The 12,276-nt window shown below is 38.6% G+C and carries 11 protein-coding genes; 10 read left to right on the top strand and 1 reads right to left on the bottom strand.

Annotation, left to right across the window (positions count from 1 at the left end):
- Positions 1–168 precede the first annotated feature (168 nt).
- From pxpB to AC1DND_RS06295, 5 genes are read left to right on the top strand one after another with little or no spacing between them, the layout of a single operon-like run.
- Positions 169–909, top strand: a complete 741-nt coding sequence (pxpB, locus tag AC1DND_RS06315) for a 5-oxoprolinase subunit PxpB (protein WP_477580008.1) — start codon at positions 169–171, stop codon at positions 907–909.
- Positions 910–911: 2 nt separating this feature from the next.
- Positions 912–1,910, top strand: a complete 999-nt coding sequence (locus AC1DND_RS06310) for a 5-oxoprolinase subunit C family protein (RefSeq protein ID WP_477580006.1) — start codon at positions 912–914, stop codon at positions 1,908–1,910.
- Between the two features lie 2 nt (positions 1,911–1,912).
- A complete protein-coding gene (locus AC1DND_RS06305; RefSeq protein ID WP_477580004.1) occupies positions 1,913–2,668 on the top strand; it encodes a 5-oxoprolinase subunit PxpA in 756 nt (251 codons plus the stop codon).
- Complete coding sequence (locus AC1DND_RS06300) at positions 2,665–3,849, top strand: NRAMP family divalent metal transporter (protein WP_477580002.1); 1,185 nt, start codon at positions 2,665–2,667, stop codon at positions 3,847–3,849. The genes AC1DND_RS06305 and AC1DND_RS06300 overlap by 4 nt, the downstream gene beginning before the upstream one ends.
- Before the next feature lie 11 nt (positions 3,850–3,860).
- Positions 3,861–6,422, top strand: a complete 2,562-nt coding sequence (locus tag AC1DND_RS06295) for a M1 family aminopeptidase (RefSeq protein WP_477580000.1) — start codon at positions 3,861–3,863, stop codon at positions 6,420–6,422.
- Between the two features lie 265 nt (positions 6,423–6,687).
- Here the strand turns inward: AC1DND_RS06295 and AC1DND_RS06290 are convergent, their stop codons facing one another.
- A complete protein-coding gene (locus tag AC1DND_RS06290; protein WP_262711985.1) occupies positions 6,688–6,822 on the bottom strand; it encodes a hypothetical protein in 135 nt (44 codons plus the stop codon).
- Between the two features lie 197 nt (positions 6,823–7,019).
- On the opposite strand from AC1DND_RS06290, the gene AC1DND_RS06285 reads away from it, so the two are divergent.
- The 5 genes from AC1DND_RS06285 to AC1DND_RS06265 form a co-directional block, all read left to right on the top strand.
- Positions 7,020–8,402 carry a mercuric reductase gene (locus AC1DND_RS06285; protein WP_477579998.1) on the top strand — a complete coding sequence of 461 codons (1,383 nt, stop codon included), beginning with the start codon at positions 7,020–7,022 and terminating at the stop codon, positions 8,400–8,402.
- Between the two features lie 2 nt (positions 8,403–8,404).
- Positions 8,405–9,364 (top strand): ABC transporter ATP-binding protein, encoded by a 960-nt coding sequence (locus AC1DND_RS06280; RefSeq protein WP_477579996.1) that lies wholly within the window; start codon positions 8,405–8,407, stop codon positions 9,362–9,364.
- Positions 9,357–10,928: an ABC transporter permease/substrate-binding protein gene (locus AC1DND_RS06275; protein WP_477579994.1), complete on the top strand. Its 1,572-nt coding sequence runs from the start codon at positions 9,357–9,359 to the stop codon at positions 10,926–10,928. The genes AC1DND_RS06280 and AC1DND_RS06275 overlap by 8 nt, the downstream gene beginning before the upstream one ends.
- Positions 10,928–12,079: an ergothioneine biosynthesis protein EgtB gene (gene egtB, locus AC1DND_RS06270; protein WP_477579992.1), complete on the top strand. Its 1,152-nt coding sequence runs from the start codon at positions 10,928–10,930 to the stop codon at positions 12,077–12,079. The genes AC1DND_RS06275 and egtB overlap by 1 nt, the downstream gene beginning before the upstream one ends.
- A gap of 7 nt (positions 12,080–12,086) precedes the next feature.
- A partial coding sequence (locus AC1DND_RS06265) for an L-histidine N(alpha)-methyltransferase (protein WP_477579991.1) occupies positions 12,087–12,276 on the top strand: 190 nt, incomplete at its 3' end.

The raw sequence follows: 12,276 nt of genomic DNA, 5'->3' as shown, positions 1-12,276 counted from the left end.
CCCGTATAGCCATTTAAAAATACTTCTTTATTGTTTTTTGCGCACAGTTAGCTACGATTATTCACAAAACTTGTGATTTTGATATTATATAGTCATTTTTATAGCAGCAGTTTAGTTGTTTGGTCCGTTTTATGAAGAACACTTATTATTAAATCTTACTGTTTTTGTATGACTGAGCAGGTAGGGTATTTTGGAGCAAACATTCCCATAAAAATTTACGGGTTGAGTGAAAAATCGGTTACTATAGGATTCGGAACAGCAATCGATCACGATTTGCTGGCCCTGATCACCGATTTTAATCAATTGTTGTTGCAAAACCCTTTTTCTGGTTTAATAACCACAGTTCCGGCTTATACTACATTAACTGTTTTTTTTGATCCCTTAAGTGTGATGTTATCAGATCTTCCGGGTCAGGTTTGTTTCGAAAAGGTATCAGCACATTTAAATAAAATTGCTCAAACAAAAAGAGAAAAATCAAGCAAAATACCTGATAAATTGATTATTCCTGTATGTTATGGTGGCGATTTCGGACAGGATCTTTCAACGGTAGCCCGCACAAACAGGCTTAGCGAAACTGAGGTAATTGATATACATACTGCCGGGCAATATACGGTTTTCATGATCGGCTTTGTGCCGGGTTTCGCCTATATGGGCGGAATGGATGCCAGATTATCAACCCCTAGAAAAGAGATTCCCAATGCTAAAATACCCACTGGATCTGTAGGGATTGCAGGCAATCAGACCGGTATTTATCCTATGGAGACACCTGGCGGATGGCAGATTATTGGAAGAACACCATTAAAGATGTTTGATGTAAACCGCTTACAGCCATCACTTTTAAAGGGAGGGGATATGGTTACTTTTAAAGCCATTGGTATAAAGGAGTTTAATGCTTATGCTGAAATATGAGTATGAAAATCAGCATCATTAAGCCAGGTTCATTAAGTACCATTCAGGATATGGGACGATACCGATATCTTTCGCAAGCTGTACCTATATCGGGCGCCATGGATGAGCTGGCCCACCGGTTAGCGAATAAAGCAGTTGGTAACGATGATAATAATGCTACCATTGAGTTTACCTATGCCGATGCTTCATTTAAAGCTGAAACACCTGTTCTAATTTCTTATTCTGGCGATGGTGCAACCTTAGTTTACAATAATGAATTAATGCCTGCAGAAAAGCCATTGTTTTTTCCGGCAGGTTCCGTTATAAAGCTGATCCATAATGCAATTGGGCTGCGTACCTATTTGGCTATTGCGGGTGGATGGAATGTGCCTGATCTAATGGAAAGTAAAAGTACCTATCTTACTGCTGCTTTTGGGGGCTTTAAGGGAAGGGCATTGCAAAAGGCAGATGTTTTGATCGGCGGTGCTTTACTTAGCGATGTATCAAATGGAATATTGAATCATTTGATTGAAAGATCGTTAACCTATCCAAATTGGCGCATTTCGCGCGAAAGCTTACTGCCAGAGAATAGACAAAGCATTAGAGTTGTACTTGCCAATGAAATCAGCTGGTTTGACGCAACATCCATTATTTCATTTTTAACCAATTCTTATACCATCGATAGAAGGAGTAATCGTATGGGGTATCATTTATCTGGAAAGCCATTGGTGAGGAAAGTTAAAAAGGAATTGCTCAGCACGGCAGTAACCCCTGGCGTTATCCAGGTAACTGGAAGTGGCGATTTGGTGATACTCATGGCCGACTGCCAAACAACAGGTGGTTACCCACATATCGCCCACGTTGCAGCGGTCGATTTACCTTTATGTGCCCAGTTAAAACCCGGCGATACTATTCATTTTTCTGAAATTTCGAGAGATGAAGCAGAAGCACTTTACCTTGAACGTGAACACGATTTATCGTTGATTACCATGGCAATAGGCCTTAAATATATTAAAACATGAAAATGATCGATCTTAATTGCGACATGGGAGAAGCATTTGGGAATTATACCATGCCCAATGATGAAAAACTGATGGATTATATTTCATCGGCAAATATTGCCTGTGGTTTCCATGCCGGCGATCCGGCTGTAATGCAGCAAACTGTAGCTTTAGCCTTAAAAAAAGGAGTGGCCATTGGTGCGCACCCTGGTTTGCCCGATCTGCAGGGCTTTGGTCGTAGAGAAATGAAGATTACCCCAAATGAGGCTTATCAGCTTACTTTATATCAAATGGGTGCATTAAGCGGTTTTGTCAAAGCTGCAGGTAGTAAATTGCATCATGTTAAAGCACATGGCGCATTGTATAATATGGCTGCAAAGGATACCGCTTTGGCAAAAGCCATTGTACAGGCCGTTTACGATTTCGACCCTGGTCTGATCTTATATGCTTTAGCAGGAAGTAAGATGATCGATGAAGCTGAAAAAAAGGGGATTGTAACCGCATCAGAAGTTTTTGCCGATCGCAGTTATCAGGATGATGGTTTACTTACCCCTCGGTCAGCAGACAATGCTTTAATTACGAATGAAGAAGATGCCATCAATCAGGTACTGGGATTTGCTTTAAACCAGGAAGTAAATAGTGTAAATGGAAATCGCATTGCGGTTAAGGCCGAAACGGTTTGTTTGCATGGCGATGGTGAACACGCTGTTGCTTTTGCTAAATTAATAGCCGAAAGGTTAAAAAAAGAAGGCATAGCTATTAAAGTCCCAACTATATGAAGCCAAAATACAATTGGAGTGTACTTTTAGGGGCAGCTTTTTTAATGGCTTCATCAGCCATTGGCCCTGGATTTTTAACACAAACCGCAGTTTTTACCCAGCAATTAGGCGCAAGTTTTGCGTTTGTGATATTACTGTCCATCATATTAGATGCCATTGCACAGTTAAACATCTGGCGGATTATTGCTGTTGCCGATAAACCTGCTCAAGATATAGCCAATAAGGTATTTCCAGGTTTGGGATACTTTATTTCTTTCCTGGTTTTTTTAGGTGGCTTGGCTTTTAATATTGGTAATATTGCCGGCGCTGGCTTAGGACTCAATGTATTATTCGGCATTAGTGTAGGACAGGGTGCTGTAATAAGCGCAATTATGGCAATAGGTATCTTTATTTACAAAGAAGCAGGCAAGGCAATGGATGTTTTTGCCAAAACCATGGGGCTGATTAAAATTGTACTTGCCTTAATTATCGCTTACACCAGTTCGCCACCATTGGCAGAAGCTGCATTAAGGGCAGTAAATCCTACGCAGTTTAGTTTTACGGCAGTATTAACCATAGTTGGTGGAACAGTGGGTGGTTATATCACCTTTTCGGGTGCTCACCGTTTATTGGATGCCAGGCAAACTGGGATCCATAATTTAGGTGCTGTAAATAAAGGGGCATTAAGTGCCATTGGATTGGCCTCTATTATGCGTTTGTTGTTGTTTATTGCAGCTTTAGGGGTGGTAAGCAAAGGTTTTACCTTAGATCCATCCAATCCAGCTGCTTCGGTTTTTAAATTGGCCAGCGGCGAAATCGGATATAAGATTTTTGGTRTGGTAATATGGGCTGCGGGAATTTCTTCAGTTGTGGGCTCCGCCTATACCTCCATTTCATTTATTAAGAGTTTTCATCCGTTGATATTAAAGTTTAATAGAGAGATTATCATTGCCTTTATATCTATCTCTTGTGTTATTTTTATCCTAATCGGTAAACCAGTTAAAATATTACTCACTGTAGGCGCTATTAATGGTTTTATTCTGCCAATTGCCCTGGGGATTATGCTTATTGCGGCCTATAGAACTAAAATTATCGCAAATTACAAACAACCGCTTTGGCTAACGCTAACGGGTTTAGCTGTGGTATTAACCATGGTTTGGATGAGTTACGGAACCATTTTACAGATGATTAACGGAGAATAAATCTTTATTAAATGACTACAATTACGAAATATCTTTGCCTTTTATTACTATTAAGCGCTAGTTGTTTTGCACAAGAGGTTACTAATCCCATAGCCGTTGAGCCTGGAGTTTCTCTTGCATTAGCAAGTTCCAGAAGTGCAGCCGTAAGTAATATTCAATATAAACTTCACTTTACCATTCCAACAGAACAAACAGCGCCAATTCAATCAACTGAAAATATTGATTTTAAGTTAAATAAGTTAATTCATCTGCAGATCGACTTTAAGCAGAATGCACAGCATATAAAACGAGTATCGGTTAATGGCAAAACGATACCGATTGATTTTAAAGCAGAACATATCTTAGTAAAACAAGAGTATTTAAAAATAGGTGCTAACCATATCGAGATCGGATTTATTGCGGGTAACGAATCATTAAACCGAAACAAAGACTTTTTGTATGCGCTCTTTGTTCCTGATCATGCCAGAACGGTATTCCCGTGCTTTGATCAACCCGATTTAAAAGCTAAATTTTTACTTTCGTTAACTGTTCCAACTGATTGGAAAATAATGGCTAACGCCGTTAAAAAAGATTCAGTTGTGCAAGGGAATTCTACTACCTATCATTTCAATAATTCGGATAAATTACCCACTTATTTATTTTCCTTCACTGCGGGTAAATATACCTTGATAAATAGGGAAATGAAAAATAATAAAATGGAATTTTTGCACCGCGAAACTGATTCAGCCAAAATTAAGCTCAGTGTGGATTCTGTTTTTGTAGCACATCGCGATGCCATCGATTTTTTGGAAGACTGGACAGCGATAAAATATCCTTTTCAAAAAGTGGGTTTTGTTAGTATTCCAGATTTCCAGTTTGGCGGTATGGAACATCCTGGGGAGGTACAATATAAAGCATCAGCATTGTTTTTAGATCAAGGTGCAACCAAGGATCAGTTCATTTCGCGTTCTAATCTGATTTCGCATGAAACCGCACACATGTGGTTTGGCGATCTGGTAACCATGAAATGGTTTAACGATGTTTGGATGAAAGAGGTTTTTGCCAATTTTATGGCCGATAAGGTAACTGAAAAGTTAATGGGTAAAAGTACTTTCGACCTTAAGTTTTTACAAGACCATTATCCGGCAGCTTACGGGGTAGATAGAACACTGGGCGCCAATCCCATTCGCCAGCAATTGGATAATTTACAAGAAGCAGGATCAATGTATGGAAATATAATTTACCATAAAGCACCAATTATGATGCGTCAATTGGAATTATTGATGGGAAAACAGAATTTTCAACAGGGTATAAGGGAGTATCTGAAAAAGTACAGTTATAGCAACGCTACATGGAATGATTTGATTGCCATTTTAAGTAAATATAGCAAAAGTGATCTCCATAGTTGGAACAAAGTTTGGGTAAATGAACCTGGTAGGCCGGTTTTTAGTTATGAAATTAAATACAAAGGAGATAAAATTAGCGATTTAAGCTTAAACCAAAGCAGTGAGATGGGGCAGCCACGGGTATGGCCGCAATCTTTTACGGTTAAGCTGGTTTACCCATCGGAGCATAAGATTTTGGTTGTAAATGCTAAAAATGCTAAAGCAGATTTAATTGAAGCAAAAGGTCTTCCAAAACCACAGTATATTTTATTTAATGCAAACGGTGCGGGATATGGCCTTTTTCCGATTGATAAAGAGATGATGGCAAATCTTTATGATCTTGCTGACCCGTTAGAACGGGCATCAGCCTATATCAATGCCTACGAAAATATGCTTTCGGGCAAAAGCACTAAGCCTAAAGAACTTTTGGCTGTGTTTTTACAAGGATTATCGGTTGAGAAAAACGAGATGAACCTTAGATTAATTACGGGATACCTAACCAATATTTACTGGACTTTTCTTACTGCTGAAGCACGGAATGCGATGTATGAAAGTATGGAGAAAACAATATGGAATGCAATGGAGCAACAGCAAACGCAAAATAATAAGAAGATTTTGTTCAATGCTTATCAGAATGTATATCTGAGTGCTGATGCTGGAAAACGCATGTATAATATCTGGCTCAAACAAACCGCACCAAATGGAATTAAATTGTTAGAAGATGATTATAGCGCGTTAGCTTTAACGCTAGCCCTTAAAACAGATACTGCAAATACGATCTTAAAAGATCAGTTGGCACGGACCAAAAATGAAGATCGTAAAAACCGGCTTATTTATTTAATGCCTGCCTTATCTTTAGATGTTAAGGAAAGAGATATTTTTTTTAACGGCTTAATAGACCGGAAAAACCGCCAGAAAGAAGCCTGGGTAACTACGGCTTTATCTTATTTACATCACCCCATTAGGCAAAAAACATCTATCCATTATCTGAAAGAAAGTTTAGATTTATTGGTAGAAATACAGAAAACAGGGGATATATTTTTTCCACAATCATGGTTGGCGGCTATATTTTCGAGTTATAACAATGAAAAAGCTAATGCAGTTGTGCAGGATTTCTTGAAATCACATCCTAACTACAACCCAAAATTAAAGGATAAAATTTTGCAGACTACAGATAATCTTCGCCGGGCAAAGATCATTGTACATTAACTTTAATGTAAATAAATTTGTTACATACAGGTTTAAGAAGAATTTATACTTTTGTCGCGAGAGCGTTAATTTAGATTGAAAGGGGTAAACATGAATTTGTTTGCCCTTTTCTTTTGCGATTAATCGTAATCGTCATGCTGAACTCGGTTCAGCATCTTTCTTGCTATAAAGACCCTGAAATGAATTACCTTCGGTGAGCTCGCTAATGCTCCGTTCAGGGTGATGAAGCTAAACCTCCTCAATTAAATTGACATAATCAATTACACTAATTAAAAGACTCTGTTTGACTGTTCAGATCGTCTAACAAACTGTTCAATAAAATATCTCTTTTATCTTCAATTGAAGAATCATCCTGGATAAAAACGGTAAGGTTCGTGTTTTCTGTTGTTTGAGTTTGCATATAAGGCTGCGGTTTATGTTTGTCAATTAAATGTCTACAATTATCTAACGTCGATTTTGGAATATAGTTTGTAACTTTTTTATTCGAACTTGTAATGTCTCAATTGAACATAGTATAAATCAATATTGACCAAACATTGGACTCGTATTTAGGTTATATCTTTCAGGACAAAACAAATTCTATTAATCTGGAAATCGATGAAACACTACGACGCAATAATCATAGGCGCAGGTCAGGCAGGAACGCCTTTGGCCAAAAGACTTGCCGAAGCAGGCAAAAAAACAGCGATTGTTGAAAAAAGATATGTTGGCGGTACATGTATTAATGATGGTTGTACACCAACAAAAGCAATGATCGCTTCTGCAAGGGCAGTGTATCAAGCCAGAAGAGCAACTGAACTGGGCATAGAAGTTGGAGCGATCAAAATTGATTTTAGAAAGATAAAGCAACGCAAGGACGATATCGTAAACCAGTTCAGGTCATCATCTGAAAAAGGCCTTAAAAATACCAAAGGACTTGAGCTTATATTTGGAACAGCAAGATTTAGTAGTGAAAAAGAACTGTCTATTGCACTCAACGATGGCGGTGAAGAAAAAGTAACTGCCGAATGGATTTTTATCAACACTGGTGCAAAAACTACCATACCGGATATTGAAGGATTAGATGAAATTAATTATCTTACATCGACAACAATTTTWGATCTTAAAACTGTTCCAGAACACCTGGTGGTTATTGGCGGAAATTACATCGGGCTTGAGTTTGGACAAATGTTTAATCGATTTGGCAGTAAAGTAACCGTTTTGGAAAAATCATCAGGCATATTAGCGAGAGAAGATCAGGATATCTCATTAGCACTTACTGAAATTTTAACCGACGAAAACATCGAACTGATCACTGATGTTAAAATCAAGAAAATAGCGCAGGATAAAAAACAGATTAGCATTACGCTGGAGTCTGGGAAAATAAAAAAAGAAATAACTACGAGCCATGTGTTGGTAGCCGCAGGCCGTACGCCTCAGACTGCAGATTTAGATCTTGGAAACTGTGGCGTAAAATTGGATGACAAAGGGCATATTCTTGTCAATGAAAAACTCGAAACCAATATTAAAGGGATTTATGCACTCGGTGATGTAAAAGGTGGCCCTTCATTTACACATATTGCTTATAACGATTATACCATTGTTTACCGGAACCTAATGGAGGGCACAAATTATGCTATTCACGATCGGCCGGTGCCATATTGCATGTTTACCGACCCTCAACTTGGGCGGATAGGTATTTCTGAAAAAGAAGCAAAAGAAAAGAAATTGAATTATAAAGTTGCCGTTCTACCGATGTCGAATGTTGCACGGGGTATTGAAACAAATGAAACTTTAGGGCTGATGAAAGCAATTGTAGATGCTGATAGTAAAAAGATACTGGGAGCTGCTATCCTGGCCTCAGAAGGCGGAGAAATCATGTCTGTTCTTCAAATGGCGATGGAAGGCGGGATTACTTACGATAGGATCAGATATTGTGTATTCGCACACCCTACATATTCCGAATCGTTAAATAATCTATTTATGAAAATCGATAACTAAGTATGATCCAATTAAAAGAGATAAGTAAGGAATTTGGAGATACCTTAGCGGTAAATAAAGCCTCTTTTAAGGTAGAAGAAAAGGAAACGCTGGTATTGTTGGGCACAAGTGGCTGTGGTAAAACCACCACGCTAAAAATGATCAACCGGTTAATTGAGCCCGATGCAGGTCAGGTTTTTATCAATGGCGAAAATATAACCAATCAAGATCCTGATGTTTTACGAAGGGGGATTGGTTATGTGATGCAGAACATTGGGCTTTTTCCACACTATACCGTCGCTGAGAATATTGCCGTTGTGCCGAAGCTTTTAAAATGGGATAAAGAAAAAATTAAAGTCCGAACGCAGGAGCTGATCAAAAAACTCCATCTTCCTGAAAATAGCCTGTTGATGTTTCCACATGAGCTTAGTGGTGGGCAACAGCAGCGTGTAGGCCTTGCCCGTGCTTTGGTTACAGACCCTTCTGTATTGTTAATGGACGAACCTTTTGGCGCTTTAGACAACGTTACCCGAACCAGTATCCAAAAAGAATTTAAGGGATTAGAAGAACTAAAAAGGAAAACCATTGTAATGGTTACGCATGATGTTCAGGAAGCTTTTGAATTGGCAGATCGCATTTGTTTAATGGATAAGGGGAAAATCATCCAGATCGGAACACCCAAAGAATTACTTTATCAACCGGTAAATGATTTTGCAAGGAAATTTTTAGCCGGACAAAGGTTAGCCCTCGAATTTAAAGTAGTTAAAATACAGGATATTTGGCCTTATTTACCTAAAGGGACACTACAAGATGGGAAAAGCCTTTCTACTGATATGAATATATGGGATGCGATGGAGTTGTTGCGGAGTTCTGATCGGAGTGAACTTCTTGTTTCTGGTGCCAATAAAGAAAGCAAAGCCATTAATTTCGAACAGTTAACCAAAGGATTTAACCAATTTCAAAACGCGCAGGTACATGAATGAGCATCAGCAAACTTTATGGCAGTTTATGCATGAGCAATCTGATAAATTGTTTGCTCAAACCCTGCAACATGTTGGTTTAACCTTTATTTCCTTACTTTTTGCCATTGCCATTGGCTTACCATTAGGCATATTGATTGCCAGAAAAAGAAAACTTTCTGGAACGGTTTTAGGGATTGCCGGCGTATTGCAAACGGTTCCGAGTATTGCCTTATTGGGTTTTATGATTCCCGTTTTAGGGATTGGTGCAAAACCTGCAATTGTTGCGCTGCTCATTTATGCCTTGTTACCGATTATCCGCAATACCTATACAGGAATTATTGGCATTGATCAGCATGTTAAAGAAGCGGCCAGGGCAATGGGCATGAGCAAAAGTCAGATTTTGCTAAAGGTTGAGTTGCCATTGGCTATGCCCGTTATATTGGCGGGTATCCGTACTGCAACAGTCATCAATGTAGGCGTAGCCACATTGGCCTCTTTTATTGCTGCGGGTGGATTAGGGGAATTTATTTTTGGGGGCATTTCGCTCAACAACACCAACATGATCTTAGCTGGGGCTATTCCTGCTGCGCTATTGGCCATTATTCTCGATGCTTTACTTTCCCTGGTACAGAAAATGGATTTTAAAAAGCTGAGAAAAGCATTGTACATTTTGCCTATTGTGATTTTAATTTTAGGTGGTTTTTATGCACTTCCATCGGCTTATGGTTCTACCTTAACCGCCGGATTTACTCCTGAATTTATGGGCAGGCAAGACGGCGATCTTGGATTGAAATCTATCTATGGCTTAAAAATCCATACCATTGTAATCAGTGATGCGGTAATGTACAAGGCCGCTTTTTCAAAAGAATTGGATGTGATTAGCGGTTATTCTACTGATGGCCGTTTGAAAGCTTTCGATCTGAAAATTTTAAAAGACGATAAAGTCATTTTYCCGCCTTACTACGCTGCACCAATAGTTCGGAATGAAGCTTTTAAACAATTTCCAAAGCTGGAAGAAACATTAAATCTGTTAGCAGGCAAAATAACTGATTCAGTAATGACCGATCTTAATTACAGAACAGATTACCTCCACCAAACACCGGAACGTGTTGCAAAGGATTTCCTCATCAGTACTGGTTTGTATAAAGCACCAAAAAACGGACATAATGGTGTAGTGAGGATAGGCTCAAAGATTTTTGGTGAGCAATATATTCTGGCCGAAATGTACAGCATGTTGATTAAAGGAAATACAGATTATGAGGTATCTACCAAAACAGGACTTGGTGGAACAAAAATCTGTTTTGATGCACTGATGAATGATCAGATCGATTTTTATCCCGAATATACCGGAACAGGTTTATTGGTTTTGTTGCAACCGGATCCAAAAATTGCTAAGGAAATGGCGCACGATAAAGATAAAACTTATGATTATGTCTACAACGAATTTGAGAAAAAGTTTAATATCAAATGGCTTAAACCTATAGGTTTTAATAATTCTTATGCTTTGATGATGCGGCAAAAACAATCAAAAGATCTGAATGTTAATACCATCACAGATCTTAAAAACTATCTAGATAAAAATTAATGACACTGGTAGAAGAATACTTGCAGATCAGGAAATACTCCGAACAAATTTGCGAACCATTGCAAACAGAAGATTATGTAGTACAGCCTATCGTGGATGTAAGTCCACCGAAGTGGCATTTGGGACATACCACCTGGTTCTACGAAACCTTTATATTAAAGCCGTTTTCTGTTAATTATCAGGTGTATAACGATGAGTATAATTTCGTTTTTAATAGTTATTATGAAACCGTTGGTAACCGCGTAATCCGGACAGATCGTGGTAATTTAAGTAGACCGAGCGTAAATGAGATTTACCAGTACAGGGCTTATGTAGATGAAGCCATGGTGAAATTCCTGGCCACGACACTAAAAGATGAAGTAGAAGAATTGTTGATTTTGGGTTTTAACCATGAGCAGCAGCACCAGGAACTTTTACTTACCGATATTAAATATATTTTAGGAAACAACCCACTTTTTCCAACTTATTCAAAGAACCAAAAAGAAGTTTTAACCATAAGTAAAATAGAGCCTGGCTTTATCCAAATTTCTGAAGGTGTTTATGAGATCGGTTATGATGGAAAGGATTTCAGCTTTGATAATGAATTAAACAGGCATAAGGTTTACCTGCACGATTTTTCAATCAGTAAAACATTGGTGAGTAATGCAGAATTTATTGAATTCATTAGTGCAGGCGGTTATGAAAATTTCAATTTCTGGCATGCTGAAGGATGGGATTGGGTGAAAAACAATAACATTAATGCACCAATGTATTGGCATTTAATAGGCGGAAAATGGTTTAATTATACTTTAGCTGGCCTTTTAGCTATTGATTTAACCGCACCGTTAAGCCACATCAGTTATTATGAAGCTTATGCTTTTGCAAGCTGGAAAGGCATGCGTTTACCCACTGAATTTGAATGGGAGATAGCAGCCAAACACTTTAACTGGGGCGAACGATGGGAGTGGACCGAAAGTGCCTATTTGCCATATCCTGGTTTTAGTAAAGCACCGGGTGCCATTGGCGAGTACAATGGAAAGTTTATGGTTAACCAGAAAGTGCTTCGCGGTGCATCAATTGCCACGCCCGAAAATCACTCGCGTATTACTTATAGAAATTTCTTCCACCCACATTTAAGGTGGCAATATACAGGCATCCGATTAGTAAAATAGTATAGATATGACCACCACCACTATCGAAACAGCGACAGACAACAAAACACAGTTCCTTCAAGAAACCTTGGCAGGCTTACACTCCGAGCCAAAATTTATGCGCTCTAAGTATTTTTACGATGCTACCGGAGACCGTATTTTTCAGCAGATTATGGAAATGGAGGAATATTATTTAACCAATGCAGAAATGGAAATCC

This window comes from Pedobacter sp. 01N416 (genome assembly GCF_056399685.1).
The sequence above is the reverse complement of the archived record's forward strand: the minus strand, read 5'-3'. Positions and strand labels throughout refer to the sequence as shown.